The sequence below is a fragment of the Streptomyces sp. NPDC107454 genome (assembly GCF_055582885.1).
Map to the genome: position 1 here is coordinate 143,287 of NZ_JBVJPA010000020.1, position 13,259 is coordinate 156,545.

12 protein-coding genes are annotated in these 13,259 nt (G+C 73.3%); 4 read left to right on the top strand and 8 right to left on the bottom strand.

Annotated elements, in window-relative coordinates:
• Positions 1 to 6 precede the first annotated feature (6 nt).
• Positions 7 to 627 carry a TetR/AcrR family transcriptional regulator gene (locus ACZ69M_RS41005; protein ID WP_470058139.1) on the bottom strand — a complete coding sequence of 207 codons (621 nt, stop codon included), beginning with the start codon at positions 625 to 627 and terminating at the stop codon, positions 7 to 9.
• A 620-nt stretch (positions 628 to 1,247) separates the two neighbouring features.
• On the opposite strand from ACZ69M_RS41005, the gene ACZ69M_RS41010 reads away from it, so the two are divergent.
• The gene (locus ACZ69M_RS41010) at positions 1,248 to 2,099 is read left to right on the top strand and encodes a COG4705 family protein (protein ID WP_470058141.1); all 852 of its coding nucleotides are present in this window, start codon (positions 1,248 to 1,250) and stop codon (positions 2,097 to 2,099) included.
• A gap of 45 nt (positions 2,100 to 2,144) precedes the next feature.
• Here ACZ69M_RS41010 and ACZ69M_RS41015 read toward each other — a convergent pair whose 3' ends face one another.
• Both ACZ69M_RS41015 and ACZ69M_RS41020 read right to left on the bottom strand, forming a co-directional pair.
• A complete protein-coding gene (locus tag ACZ69M_RS41015) occupies positions 2,145 to 3,041 on the bottom strand; it encodes a M48 family metalloprotease (RefSeq protein ID WP_470058143.1) in 897 nt (298 codons plus the stop codon).
• The gene (locus ACZ69M_RS41020) at positions 3,038 to 3,421 is read right to left on the bottom strand and encodes a BlaI/MecI/CopY family transcriptional regulator (protein ID WP_470058145.1); all 384 of its coding nucleotides are present in this window, start codon (positions 3,419 to 3,421) and stop codon (positions 3,038 to 3,040) included. Before ACZ69M_RS41020 ends, ACZ69M_RS41015 begins: the two co-directional genes overlap by 4 nt.
• 199 nt (positions 3,422 to 3,620) lie before the next feature.
• Here ACZ69M_RS41020 and ACZ69M_RS41025 point away from each other — a divergent pair, with 199 nt between their 5' ends.
• Positions 3,621 to 5,126, top strand: a complete 1,506-nt coding sequence (locus ACZ69M_RS41025; RefSeq protein WP_470058217.1) for a hypothetical protein — start codon at positions 3,621 to 3,623, stop codon at positions 5,124 to 5,126.
• A complete protein-coding gene (locus tag ACZ69M_RS41030; RefSeq protein ID WP_470058147.1) occupies positions 5,123 to 6,070 on the top strand; it encodes a lysylphosphatidylglycerol synthase transmembrane domain-containing protein in 948 nt (315 codons plus the stop codon). Before ACZ69M_RS41025 ends, ACZ69M_RS41030 begins: the two co-directional genes overlap by 4 nt.
• A gap of 87 nt (positions 6,071 to 6,157) precedes the next feature.
• Here the strand turns inward: ACZ69M_RS41030 and ACZ69M_RS41035 are convergent, their stop codons facing one another.
• From ACZ69M_RS41035 to ACZ69M_RS41055, 5 genes are all read right to left on the bottom strand, one after another.
• A complete protein-coding gene (locus ACZ69M_RS41035) occupies positions 6,158 to 6,892 on the bottom strand; it encodes a response regulator transcription factor (protein WP_470058149.1) in 735 nt (244 codons plus the stop codon).
• Positions 6,893 to 6,978: 86 nt separating this feature from the next.
• Positions 6,979 to 9,618: an ABC transporter permease gene (locus ACZ69M_RS41040; RefSeq protein ID WP_470058151.1), complete on the bottom strand. Its 2,640-nt coding sequence runs from the start codon at positions 9,616 to 9,618 to the stop codon at positions 6,979 to 6,981.
• Complete coding sequence (locus ACZ69M_RS41045; protein ID WP_470058153.1) at positions 9,615 to 10,391, bottom strand: ABC transporter ATP-binding protein; 777 nt, start codon at positions 10,389 to 10,391, stop codon at positions 9,615 to 9,617. Before ACZ69M_RS41045 ends, ACZ69M_RS41040 begins: the two co-directional genes overlap by 4 nt.
• Positions 10,378 to 11,097, bottom strand: a complete 720-nt coding sequence (locus tag ACZ69M_RS41050; protein ID WP_470058219.1) for an ABC transporter ATP-binding protein — start codon at positions 11,095 to 11,097, stop codon at positions 10,378 to 10,380. The genes ACZ69M_RS41045 and ACZ69M_RS41050 overlap by 14 nt, the downstream gene beginning before the upstream one ends.
• 11 nt (positions 11,098 to 11,108) lie before the next feature.
• Positions 11,109 to 11,753 (bottom strand): hypothetical protein, encoded by a 645-nt coding sequence (locus ACZ69M_RS41055; protein WP_470058154.1) that lies wholly within the window; start codon positions 11,751 to 11,753, stop codon positions 11,109 to 11,111.
• Positions 11,754 to 11,924: 171 nt separating this feature from the next.
• Here ACZ69M_RS41055 and ACZ69M_RS41060 point away from each other — a divergent pair, with 171 nt between their 5' ends.
• A complete protein-coding gene (locus ACZ69M_RS41060; protein ID WP_470058156.1) occupies positions 11,925 to 13,226 on the top strand; it encodes a HAMP domain-containing sensor histidine kinase in 1,302 nt (433 codons plus the stop codon).
• Positions 13,227 to 13,259: the final 33 nt, after the last annotated feature.

The window sequence follows — 13,259 nt, forward strand, 5'->3', positions numbered from 1 at the left end:
TGGGCGTCAGGCGCCCGCCACGGCCTCCTGCGGGGCGCGGGCACCGAGCAGGGCCAGGCAGTTCGCCCACAGGGGGCTGAGCCGGCCGGTGTTGTTGTAGAGCTTGGCGAACAGCACCTGCCCCTCCAACTGGGCGACCACCGCCCGTGCCGCTTCCCGGCTGTCGAGGGTGGTGACCTCCTCGCGCTCACGAGCCTCGGTGATGACCGACTCGACCATCTCGACCTGCGCGTCGAAGATCTCCTGCAGCCGGGTGCGGATGGGCTCGGTGTGGTTGCTCATCTCCAGGCTGAGGTTCCCGAACAGGCAGCCGGACACGGTGCCGCAGCTCTGCTGGCCGGCGCGCTGGTCGGCCTCCGTCTCCTCGAACAGCCGGTACAGCCGCCGCAGGGGTTCCTCGTCGCTGTTCAGGACGCGTCCCCAGGCGCTCTTCTGGGCGTCCCAGTGTTCGTCGAGCACGGCCAGGGCGAGGGCTTCCTTGGACGCGAAGAAGTAGTAGAAGCTGCCCTTGGGCACGCCGGCCGCCTTGCAGATCTCGGCCACCCCCAGCGCCGAGTAACCGCGCAGCTCGATGAGCGACTGCGCGGCGCTGAGGATCTTTTCCCTGGCGTCGCTGGTTCGTCCCATGATGCAATTGTACGACCGGTCGACTATCTCTGACCGTGGTCGCGTCCGTGCGGCGAAACCGTCTGATCGGGTGGTGTGGGAGCACGAGCTCCCGCAGCGGGCGGGGGCGTGCCCCCACGGGATGCGCGCGAGCCGTTCCGGCGGGGTGGCGGGTCTGTTGAGGTGCGTCCATCGCCACGCTCACGCGAGCGGGTGACGGGGGAGCCTCCATGACCGAACCACCCAACAAGGACACCCCACCCACCGCCGAACCTTGCCCCGAGGCCCGGCCTGGGTGCGGCCCTGGACACCGCGCACGCGATGGCCGACGACTACGCCCGCAGGGCCCGCGAACTGCTCACCCGACTGCCCGCCACCGCCCACGTCGCCCACGTCCGCGCCCTGGCGCTTCTCACCCGGCCGGCCCACTGAGCCGTAGCGGATCATCCAGGAACCTGTGAGGGGTGCCTGCGCGGGACGAGCTCCCGGAGGCGTGATCGCGCGTTCAGGATGTGTTCAGGCGGCGACTGCCGCGTTGATCGGCGTGGCGCGCAGGCATGCGCAACACTGAGCCGACGGACACGCGGCCTCCTTCGGCCGTGGCCCTGGGGGGACGTCGACGCACCCCCCAGGAGCGAACGTTGGACAAGACGGACCTTGCGGCCGACCCCCAAGTCGCCGACCTCGGCGCCTCCGTGATGAAGAAGCTGCCAGAGGTGACCCTGGCCTTCTGGATCATGAAGATCGCCGCGACGACACTGGGCGAGACCGCGGGCGACCTCTTCGCGCAGACCCTCAAGCTGGGCTACTTCCTCACCACGATCCTGCTGTTCCTGATCTTCGTGGTCACGCTGGTCGTGCAGCTCAGGTCGCGCCGGTACAACCCCTTCTTCTACTGGACGGTGATCCTTTCCACCAGCATGGCGGGCACCACCATGTCCGACTTCATGAACCGTGACGCCAGCGCCAAGTACCTCTCCGACGGGGCCACCTCGCTGGGCTGGGGTCCACAGGGCCTGGGTCTCGGGTACCCCGCGGGCGCCGCGATCCTGATCTCGCTGCTGGTCGTGATCTTCACCGTCTGGAAGTTCACGGGGATGACGTTCGTCATCCGCGACATCGTGACCTTCCGGGCCGAGGCCCTCTTCTGGTCGGCGATCCTCGTGTCGAACACCCTCGGCACCTCGATGGGCGACTTCCTGTCGGACAGCTCCGGGCTCGGTTACGCGGGCGGCGCGCTGCTCGTCACCGGGCTGCTCGCGGTCCTCGTCGCGCTGATGCGCGTTCCCGTGGTGCCGAACGTGCTGCTGTTCTGGATCGCCTTCGTCCTCACCCGTCCGCTCGGCGCGACCGCGGGCGACTTCCTCACCAAGCCGACCGCCAAGGGCGGACTCGACCTCGGTACGGCGGGTTCGTCGGCCGTGCTGTTCGCGGTGCTCGTCGGTCTCATGGGCTACGCCCACCTGCGGGAGCGCAGGACGCTCGCCACCTGAGCCCGGCGAGCCGGGCCCGATCCGAAGGGCAGGCCCCGGCAGGGCCTACAGCGGCAGGCTCTCGCCGAGCAGGCGCAGCAGATCGCCGGTGGCGTCCAGCGCGCCGAACGCGGGCAGGGCGCCCAGGGCGAGGACGGCCACGCCGATGGACCACAGGTTCGGCGGCGGGGCCGTCTGCAGGGCGGCGATGCGGCGGGTGACCGCGTGTTCGGAGAAGCTCAGGGCGCAGCCCGGCCGGGCGCGTTGGGCGACAAGGGCGGCCCGGGCGAGGGCGCGGGCGGTGGTACGGCGGTCCCCGACGCGCCGCGCGGCCTCCTCGTCGGCCCAGCGCTCCACCAGGAAGGCGACGGTGGTGCGCACGGGTGCGAGCGCCGGGTTGGCGGCGGCGGCCAGGGTCACGGCGGTCGTCAGCACCGAGTGGCGGTGGGCGAGATGGGCGCGCTCGTGGGCCAGCAGTACACGCCGCTCCGCCGGTTCCAGCGCGCCGAGCATGGCGGCCGTGACCAGGATCCGGCCCGGCGTGCCGGGGATCGCGAAGGCCCGGGGCGTCGAGGAGGCGGCGACGATGAGTTCGCTGTCGGGCGGATGTCCCTCGCACAGCCGCGCGAGGACGCGGCGGGTCGCGTAGTGGGCGCGCAGGGCGCGAACGAGCCGGAAGCCGATCAGCCACAGGAGCATGATCGCGGCGACGGCGATCGCCACCGGGACCGGTTCGGGCAGCCGCCGCCCGTCCTCGCCGGCCTCCGTGGCCACGTGCGGCGCCTCGTTGACCAGGGTGGCGGCGAGCAGGAGCAGCGCCCAGGTGGAGGCGGTGGCGGCCAGCACGGCGGCGATGGTGAGGACCCGGGCGGCCAGCGCGGGGGAGACCCTGAGGCCCACTTGCGGTGCGACAGCCGTCAGCAGCAGCGGCAGGACGAGGGGGATGTAGACGTCGATCCTCACATCCCGCTCCCCCCGAGGAGATCCCGCAGGGCTTCTTCCTCCCGGGGGCTCAGGCCGGTGACGAACTGCTGGAGGGCCGCGATCGGGTCGGGTCCCCGGTCGAGCGCCTCGTGCATGGCCGCGGCGGTCAGTTCGGCGGCGTTCTTGGCGGGCCGGTACGCGCCGCGTCGACCGTCGACGTCACGCAGGACCAGACCCTTGTCGTACAGGCGCTTGAGGATGGTGTGAACGGTGTTGTAGGCGAGGTTGCCGCCGATCTCACCCTGGATGTCGGCGGGGGTGAGGGCCTTGTCGGTGGCCCAGAGGGCGGCGAGGACCTCACTCTCCAGCTCACCGGCGTTGCGTCGTTCCGCTCTGCCGTGGGGGCCTGTGCGAGCCATGTCCGTCACCTTACAGCGCGTAGGGGTGCGGGGGGTGGTGAGGGCGTGCGAGTGCGCCCAGGGGCGGTGCGAGGGTGTGTCCCCGGACTGCGTCCCCGCTCGATCCACGGTAATTTGACCGTGTTTTGCGCAACTTCCTCCTTCACCCTACGTCTTGTAGGGTGAAGGGCCCTACAGACTGTAGGGCGAAGGGTGGATGATGGCCAAGACCGTGAACCTTCCGCTCCTCGGCGCCCATCGCCACAGTCCGCCCTCGACGGGGCGCGTCTCCGGACGGCCGCACGGTCAGCAGTGGCTCGCCCTGGTTGCGGGCGCCTTCACCCTGGCCCAACTGCTCCTCGTACGGCCGGGTATGGGGCTCGGCTGGGACGAGACCGTCTACGTCAGCCAGGTCGGCTCACATGCCCCCGCCGCCTTCTTCAGCGCCCCCCGCGCCCGCGGCGTGCCGCTGCTGGTGGCACCGATCGCGTCCTGGTCCTCGTCCACCGACCTGCTGCGCGTCTATCTCGCGGTGCTCTCCGGACTCGGCCTGTTCGTCGCGCTGCGCGTCTGGCGCGGACTGTTCCCCATGCGGGTACTGGCGGCGGCGGGCGCCCTGTTCGCCACGCTCTGGGTGACCCTCTTCTACGGCCCGCAGGCCATGCCCAACTACTGGGTCGCGATCGGCGCCCTGGCCTGCGTCGGCTGCTTCCTGCGCGCCCAGGCCGACCGGTTCGACAGGGCGGCGCTGTGGGGCGTGGGCCTGAGCGCCGCGCTGATGGCGTGGATGCGGCCCACCGACGCGGTCTACGTGACCGTGCCGCTGCTCTTCCTCGTCGTGTGCGTACGCCGCTGGCGGCGCCCGCGGGTGCTGGTGGCGCTCGTCGCGGGCCTGGTCGCCGGCGGGGGCGAGTGGGTCGTCGAGGCGTATGTCAGCTACGGCGGCCTGACCCAGCGGCTCTCCGACGGCTCCAAGGTCCAGGGCGGCCTGGGGTGGAACATCGCCGTCGGCGACCAGCTGCGCAGCCTCGGCGGGCGCGTCCTGTGCCGCCCCTGCACCGGGGCGATGCCAGCCCCGCCGGTGCTGCTGTGGTGGTTCGCGCTGCCCGTCGTGGCCGTCCTCGGAGCGGTGATCGCCGTCAGGGCCCGGCGCGGGGTGAGCAGCCTGCTGCTCCTGGCCTGCGCCGTGACGGCGGGCTTCCCGTACCTCTTCATGATCGGATACGCGGCGCCTCGCTTCCTGCTGCCCGTGTACATCCTGCTGGCCATCCCGGTCGCCGACGGCCTGATCCACCTGCTGACCGCGCCCCGCGGCGCCTGGCGACCGGTGGCCGTCACCCTGGTGACGCTCGGCCTGGCCGGGCATCTCGCCGTGCAGTTCGCGGTGCTGGAGCGCACCGTGCACGGCACCACCGTCTCCCATCAGGACTGGGCCGACGCCGCGACGGAGCTGCACCGGCTGGGGGTGAAGCCGCCCTGCATGCTGACCGGCTACGAGGACGTCCCGGTCGCCTTCTACGCCGGCTGCTCCTCCGTCGACACCGGCGGAAACAACGCCAACACCACCGCCGGCGCCATAGTGCGGGCCGGACAGCGGATCCCGGTCGGCGTGCTCACCACACCGGGCGAGAAGCCGCCCGCGTACGCCCGCACGTGGCACGCGCACCGCGTCGGTCATCTGATGGCGTACGTCGCCCCCGCCGTCCAGGGAGGCGGGGCGACATGACCGTCCTTCCGCCCGGCACCCGGACGCCGACCGCGACAGCCGTGAGCAGGCGGGTCTCCCTGCACGCCGCGGTGACCCTCGCCGTCATGGTGGGCACGGTCTGTCTCGGCCGGCGCCACTGGCCGATGATCGCGACCGGCGCCGGCCGGCTGGCCGTCGCCGACCGCGGCTGGCTGCTCGTGGCGGCCGTCGCCACCGTGGCGACCTGGGTGTGTTCGGCGCTCGCCCAACAAGGGGCGGTGACCCGGCCGTTGCCCGCCGGGCAGCTGGTGGCCGTCCAGTTCGCGGCCTCCGCCGCCAACCATGTGCTGCCCGCGGGCCTCGGCGCGGGCGCGGTCAACCTCCGCTTCCTGACCCGGTGCGGTCTGCCGGTCGTCAGGTCGGCGACCGCGCTCGGTGTGAAGGCCACCGCCGGGGCCGTCTCGCGCGGCCTCCTGATCGCCGTGCTCGCGCTGGCCTGCCCCGGCCTCCTCCGTCTGCCGCACATCTCGGCGACGGTGGTCGCGATCGCGCTCGCCGTGATGGTCGCCGCCGCCGTACTGCTGCGCGGGCCGTTGCGGCGCGCGCTGCGGGCCGTGCTGGCCGACGTCCGTGCCGTGCACGAGGTCCCGGCGCGCGCGGCCGCGCTGTGGGGCGGCTCGCTGGCCTTCGCCGCGCTGCACGCCACCGTGGTCGTCGCCGTGGCCCAGGCCCTCGAACTGCCGCTCCCCCCGGTCCAGGTGGCGCTGGCCTACCTCGCCGCGAGCAGCGCCGCCGTCCTCCTGCCCACGCCCGGTGGGATCGGTTCCCTGGACGCGGCGCTCGCCGTGGCCCTCTCGCTGGCCGGAGTCCCGGGCAGCGCGGCGGCGTCGGTGGTTCTCGGCTACCGGCTCCTGACGGTGTGGCTGCCCCTGATCCCCGGGCTGCTGGCACTGGCCGTACTGGCCCGCCGCAAGGTCCTCTGAGCCCGCCGCAAGATCCCTCCGGGACTCCGGTCCCTCCGGGGCTCCGGCGCCGCCCCCCTGTCGGCGCTCGCCGAATGCCGTGGCACCTCAGGGCGCTTCAAGCCGGTAACCGTGCCCCCGCAGGGTCGTGATGCGCGGTGTGCGGGACGGACGGGACGCCGTGTCCGTCAGCCGGCGGCGCAGTCCCGCCATGGTGACGTCGAGCGTCTTCGTCGAGCCGAACCAGTTCTCGTCCCACACCTCGGCCATCAGCGTCTCGCGCGAGACGGCCGCGCCCACGTTCCGGGCCAGCACGGCGAGCAGTTCGAACTCCTTGGGCCGCAGCGGAATCTCGTCCTCGTGCAGGGTGCAGCGGCGTGCCGTGATGTCGACGACCAGGTCGCCGAGCCGGATCGGCTCCTGCGGCGGGCCGGCGATGGCCCGACGGCGCAGATGGGCCCGGAGCCGGGCGAGCAGCACGGTCAGACTGAACGGCTTCACCAGGTAGTCGTCGGCTCCGGCGTCGAGCCCCGCGATGACGTCGATGTCGTCGGTGCGGGCGGTGAGGATCACGATGAGCAGCTCGGGAAAGCGGGCGCGCAGCGTGCGGGCCACGTCGAGACCGTCCATGTCCGGCAGCCCCAGATCCAGCAACAGCACGTCGTACGACGACCGCGCGGACTCCGCGAGGGCGCCCGCACCGGTCCGGTTCCACGTCGGCGCGTAGTCGTTGCTGCGCAGGCCCGACTCCAGATGACGGCCGATCGTGTCGTCGTCCTCGACGACGAGGACACGCGGTCGCCCGAAGTGACGGCGGTCCGGTGCGGGGGCGGGCGTTCGCATGAAGGGCAGCGTAGGGCCGGCGGCGCGTGCAGGGCCGGAGGCGGGCGTGCGGGGGCCGGAGGCCGACCTGTGGCTCGAAGTGGCGGTCACAGATCGCGGAGTTCCTCGACGGCGGGGCGTCCGGCCGCGCGGCGTACCCCGTTGAGGGCCGCGATCAGGACGGCCGCCGTCGCGGCGCAGGCCGTCAGCGTCAGATAGCCGCCGGGGACGGCGAGAGCGGCCGGCGGCGGGTCGAAGACACCGGTCAGGACCTTGACCAGCATCTCCGACAGCGCCCAGCCGATCAGCGCGCCGCCCGCGAGGCCCCCCACGGTCAGCACGATCGCCTCGGTGAGGACCATGCCCCGCAGCTGCCGGGGCCCGGCGCCCAGCACGGTCGCGATGGCGAAGGTCCGGCGGCGTTCGGCGAGCCCGAGCGCCAGGACCAGCCCGCCCGCCCCGGCCGCGAGCAGCACCGCGAAGGCCAGCTCGATACGGGTGAGCCCGGCCAGGTCCACGGAGGTCAGGCTGGTGCCGACGGTGCCACGGGTCTGGGTGAGGTCGGTGACGGTGGCAGCGGTTCCCAGCCGGTGACGCAGCCGCGCGGCGACCTGCTTCTGGTGCGTACCACCGGTGTCCAGCAGGAACGCGCCCACCGCGTCGCTGCCGGTCGCCTTCGCCACGTAGGAGGCGTTGGCGACGAAGAAGCTGTCCTTCGGCGCGGTCGGGAACTCCTTGGCGACGCCCACGTAGTGGAAGGGCACCGTGCGCAGCGCCTTGGTCCGGGTGTTCTGGATCCGCAGGTTGACCGTGTCGCCGGGCGAGAGCTGGAAGTCGTTGACGGTCTCCGCGCTGACCAGCAGTCCGTCCGGGCGCTGAGCGAGCCGGTTCATGAGGGCGCGGGCGCCGCCGCCGGAGAAGTACGCGTCCTGGAGGGAGGTGGCCGAGGCGATCGAGTCGGGGCGCACTCCGTAGAGGTCCTGGAGGTCGGAGCCGACGTAGGCGAACCGGTGCTGGAGCGGCTCGACCCGACGTACGCCGGAGATCTTCAGCGCGTCGGCCCCGCTCGGCGGGATCCGCGCGCCGGGCGGTTCGGTGACCGTGACGTCGGCGCCGTTGGTGAGCCGCGCGTCGACCTCGGCCTGCTGCCTGTAGGTCGAGTTGAAGGTTGCCGTGGAGATCGCGAACGACACCGCGAGCGCCAGCAGCACCACCGAGCGGGCCAGTGGACGGCGGCGCCGGGAGAGGACGGCGGCCGTGGTCCCCGCCAGGTTCGAGGCGAGCGGCCGCGACAGCCGGGTCAGTACGGGACGGCCGTACGTCAGCGCGAGGAGCGTGAGCCGCCACAGCAGCAGGGCGGCGCCGATCCACAGCAGCGCCGGGCCGAGGAACGCCCAGTACGACACGGAGATGCTCGGCACGCCCTCCGGGGCGAGCACCAGGGCGTACTGGTTGCCGGACGAGGCGCGGAAGATCAGCCAGGAGCCGACCAGCAGGACGAGGTCGAGGCCGTACCGCATCCACCACACCGAACCCGGCCGCCGCTCCTGCCTGCGGGTGTCGGCGACCGTCACCGTGCGCAGATCGCGCAGCGCGGGGAGGAGGACCGCGCCCGAGGCCACGGCGGCGCCGAGCACGAAGGCGAGGGCGTACCAGAGGAGCCACGCGCTCGTCGTCGTCCCGAACGAGGCCGATCCGAAGGCGACGCGGCCCGTCAGCGCGGCGATGCCGAGCCCGGCGGCGCCGCCGGTGACGGCCACCAGGGCGGCTTCGAGTCCGGAGAGGGTGGCGATCCGGCGGGGGTGCATCCCGCGCAGGCGCAGCAGGCCCTGCTCCTGGCGGCGGCGTTCGCCCCCGGCCGCGGCGACCGCGGCGGTCAGCGCGGCGGCGAGGAGCGCGCCCGGCACGCCGAGGAAGAGGAAGAGGATCTGCGCGTACAGCGCGTCCTGGCGGGCGGAGTCGAGGGCGGCGCCGAGGTTGTCGCCGACGATCACACCGCCCGAGGCGCGGGCCTCCAGGTTGTGGGCGGCGCGGGTCACGGAGCTGAAGGCGCCGGCGGGGTCGGAGGGAAGCTTCGCGTCGCGGGCCGCGTGGATCTGGGTGGTGGCGGCGGGCGTTGTGAGGGAGGCGAAGACGGCGGAGGGGAGCAGGACGACGTTGTCCGGGGGCGCGGCGGGCTGGGTCTGACCGGGGGCGCCGACCCGCTGGAAGAGGGAGTCGGCCTGCGGGAGGTCGACCACGCCGTCCACCCGGACCCGGCGCACGGCGGTGCCGGGGAGCCGGATGCCGACGGTGTCGCCGGGGGCGATGTGCAGGTTGGAGGCGGTCTGCTGGGCCAGCAGGGCGCCGGTGGTGCGGCCGGTGAGCGGGCGGATCTCGCCGGGGAAGGCCTGCTGGTAGCCGTCGGGGAGGCCGAGGACCATGCCGGGGCCGGTCGTCTGTGTGCTGCCCCGCACGGTGGCCACGAACGCGCCGCTGTGCGCGAAGCCGACGGGCAGGGCCGTCTTGATGCCGGGCGTCTTCCGCACCAGGGACAGCGTCGCGGCCGGATCGGCCCCCGGCTGGACCTCGACCTGCCAGTCCACGGCGACCGAGCGCACGGCACGCTGCGTCATCGTCGCCTTCGACGCGGTGAGGAAGGAACCGAGCGAGGCGATCAGGGCCACGGCCAGGGCGATGCCGGCCAGAGCGGCGAGCAGCCGGCCGGTGCGGTGGCGGGCGAGACCGCCCGCCCAGGCGGTGATCATGACGCTTCCTCCGTCGTGTCCTGCGGGTCCCCGGTGGTCTCCGCCGTGAGCAACCGGCCGTCGCGCATGGTCAGCCGGGTGCTGAGCCGTGCGGCGACCGCAGGGTCGTGCGTGGTGACGACGAGGGCCGCGCCCGTGCGGTCGGCCGCCGTGAGCAGGGCGTCCAGGACATGGCCGCCGGTGGTGTGGTCGAGCCGTCCGGTCGGTTCGTCGGCGAGGATCAGCCGTGGGGCCTGGGCCAGGACGCGGGCGGCGGCGACACGCTGGGCCTGGCCGCCGGAGATCTCCTCCGGTAGCCGCTCGGCGAGGTCTTCGGCGCCGACCTGGGCAAGGGCCGCGAGGGCCGTTCGCCGTGCGTCGGGGTCCGCCACCCCGGCCAGCACCAGCGGCAGCGCGGTGTTCTCGACGACGTCGAGGGCGGGGATCAGGCTGTCCCCCTGGAAGACCAGTCCGATGTCACGTCTGGTGTCGGGCCCGGGAGCCGACTTGCGATCGTCGGGCTTTGTGCGGGGACCGATGTCCTGGGAACCGGTCAGGCCGGGCCGCGTGACGGTGCCGCTGGTGGGCTGTTCGAGTCCGGCCAGCAGATGCAGCAACGAAGACTTGCCCGACCCGGAGGGGCCGACGATCGCCAGCCGGTCCCCGGCCCGCACCCGCAGGTGCGCGCCGTGCACCGCCACGACCGCGTTCGCGCCCCGCCCGAAGGTGAGAGCGGCGTCCCGGCAGACGACAAGCATGTCGTCCGGGACGGCCGTCGGCTCATCCGGAGACATCGTGGGCCCTCCCGTCGTCCAGCGCGATCACCCGGTCGGCGACGCGTACGGCCTCCGCGCTGTGCGTGACGATCAGCACCGCGCAGCCCAGCGCGGCGCGGTCGCGCAGCATCTGGAGGATCAGTCGCTCCGTGCCCCCGTCGAGCTCGCCGGTCGGTTCGTCCGCCAGCAGGACGGCGGGGGAGTTGGCGAGGGCGACGGCCAGCCCGGCCCGGGCCAGCTCACCGCCGGACAGCTGACGGGGCAGCGCGTGCGCCCGCCCCGCGAGCCCCACCTCGTCCAGCAACGCCCGTGCGGACACGGCTGGACGACCACGTACGGCGCTGTGCGCCAGCCGGACGTTGTCGCGCACGCTCAGGTGGGCGACGAGGTTGCGGGTCTGCAGGAGTACGCCGATGTGCTGGGCCCGCAGCCGGGCGCGCTCGGTCTCCGGCCGGTGGCTGATGCGTACGCCGGCCACCCGCACCTCGCCGCCGGAGGGCTCGTCAAGACCGGCCAGGCAGGACAGCAGCGTGGACTTGCCCGCGCCGGAAGGTCCGACGACGGCGACCGTCTCGCCGCGCCGCACCCGCAGGGACACCCCGCGCAGTGCGAGCGTCTCCTCCTCCCCGGCCCGGAAGAAGCGGTACAGCTCCCGGGCGGTCAGGGCCTCGTCGTGGGATGCCTGGTAGGTGCGGACGGGCGCGGTGCCCGGCCGGGTCGGCATGGCGCTCACGGTCACTTCCACGAGAAGGAGTCGGTGACCATGCGCCACGGGTCCACGTTGTCGGCGTTCACGGGCCCGGACAGGGTGAGGTCCACCTCGTGGCCCCGCCGGTAGAACGCGTACCGCTCGAAGGCGTCGCGCACGACCTTGCCGGTGACCGGGTCCGCCGCGGAGTCGCCCTGGTACTTCAGCAGCACCGCGCTTCCGGCGTGCCGGTTCACCTGCGACACCTTGGGGCCGCTGAACTTCGGTACCTGGCCGCGCAGTCGGTGTACGACCTCGGAGCCGACCGAGGTGCGCGTGGGCGCCGAGGAGGCGGACGCGGTGGCGATCTCGACGCGGTTCAGCTTGTCCGTGAAGACGGTCGTAGCGCCCTGGCCGGTACGGGCCCAGCCCTCGGGCACCTTCACCGTGAACCCGCCGCCCGACGGCCGGAAGGCGACGTACGCCTGGTTGTCGGGGATGTCACCGGGCGGATTGGACTCGGTGGGCGCCGGGGCTGCACCGGCCGCGGTGGCGGAGCCCGAGCCCGAGCCGGAGGACGCGTGCGAGGCGGCAGGGGGACCGGAACTCGAACCGGAGCATCCGGCGGTCACCGCCGCGGCGAGTACGAGCCCGACGATCCCGGGACTACGGACGGTACGTACGCGTGCCATGGCCACTGCCCTCCTGGAAACCCCTGCCGAACCGGTGCGGATCCGACCGGACGGTCATGGCACCGACGTTAGGAGCGGCCCGGTTAACGCCCCGCACGGCGAGGGTTAGACGACGGCAAAAGCGCGTGGCCGCCCCGCGTGATCCGATGACCGCCCCGCATCATGAGGGGCATGAGACAGCGTGTCGTGAGGGTGGCCGTCACCGCGGTGCTGGTCGCGCTGGTCCTCCTCGCGATCCCGCTGGTCCTCGCCGTCCGGGCCACCCTCTACGCCGACCAGCGGGACTCCCTCGAACGGGCCGCCCTGGCCGCCGCCGTACGCGTGAACCCCGACTACGCGACCGGTGACCCCGCCGAACTGCCCCCGCCGGGACCGGGCGAACGTCTCGGCCTGTACGACCCGAAATCCCGGCTCCACACCGGCACCGGGCCCCGCAGCGGGGACGCGGCGGTCCACCGTGCGTTCCGTGGTGTCATCGCGCGGACCCAGAGCGGGGGTGAGCTCGTGGTCGCCGTGCCCGTCTCGCACGCCGAACAGGTCATCGGTGTCGTACGGGCCTCCTCCGCCATGTCGGCCGTCAGGAACCGTGTCCTGGTGGACTGGGCGGTCCTGCTCGGCGCGGCCGTGTTCGCGCTCGCCGTCGCCGTCCTCGTCGCCCGGCGTCAGGCACGGGCGCTCGCCGCACCGCTGGAGGGCCTCTCCCGGCACTGCCGCGCCGTCATGGAGGGCGACCTGACCGCACGGGCCGCGCCCAGCATCATCGCCGAGATCGACCAGGTCGCCCGCACGCACAACGACATGCTGCACAGCCTCTCCGAACTCCTGCGCCACGAGAAGGACTTCACCGCCAACGCCTCCCACCAGCTGCGCACCCCGCTGACCGGGCTGCAGCTCACCCTGGAGGCGGGGCTCGCGCAGGACGACGCCCGGCTGCGCCCCGCACTGGAGGAGGCGCTGGAAGCCACCCGGCGGCTGCACGACACGGTGGAGGAGGTGCTGCGGCTCGCGGGTTCGCCCGGCCCGCCGGGCGCGGTCGTGCCGGACCGGCCGGTGCTCCACCTCCTGGCGGAGACCGACGCCCGGTGGCACGGGCTCTTCGCCCAGGACGGCAGGCGCCTGGACTGCGGAGTCCAGGACGCCCCGGCCGACGTCCTGGTGCCGGGCGGGCCCGTCGCCGAGATCCTCGGCGTCCTCCTGGACAACGCCCGTACGCACGGCCGGGGCAGCGTCCGTGTCACGGTCCGCGACCTCGACGACGCCCTCGCCTTCGGCGTCGCCGACGAGGGAACGGTCACCGCCGACCCGGAAGGACTGTTCGCGCGCGGACGGACCGGCGGCAGCAACGGGGGTACGGGCATCGGTCTCGCCCTCGCCCGAGACCTGGCAGTGTCGCTCGGCGGCAGACTCTTCCTGTCGGACGGCGACCCCACGACGTTCACACTGCTCGTCCCGGTCGCCCCCGCCACCCGGTAGTCAGGATGTGTTCAGGGTCCCGCTGACAGGGTC